This window comes from Enterobacter sp. 200527-13, from assembly GCF_027924865.1.
GTDB lineage: Bacteria > Pseudomonadota > Gammaproteobacteria > Enterobacterales > Enterobacteriaceae > Enterobacter > Enterobacter ludwigii.
The window spans coordinates 1-230 of sequence record NZ_BSCM01000033.1 but is presented as its reverse complement, the minus strand read 5'-3'; the positions used below and the strand labels follow the sequence as shown (position 1 = coordinate 230).

The window sequence follows — 230 nt, the reverse complement described above, 5'->3', positions numbered from 1 at the left end:
TCAACACGACCGGTAACAACGGTACCACGACCGGAGATGGAGAATACGTCTTCGATTGGCAGCAGGAACGGCTTGTCAATCGCACGCTCTGGTTCTGGGATGTAAGAATCCAGGAAGCCAGCCAGTTCGATGATTTTCGCTTCCCACTCTGCTTCGCCTTCCAGCGCTTTCAGCGCGGAACCACGAACGATTGGGGTGTCGTCGCCTGGGAAATCGTACTGAGACAGCAG

1 pseudogene is annotated in these 230 nt (G+C 55.2%); it reads right to left on the bottom strand.

What is annotated here, in order from left to right:
- Positions 1-230: pseudogene (gene tuf / locus QMG44_RS24250) on the bottom strand (elongation factor Tu); the annotation flags it as partial.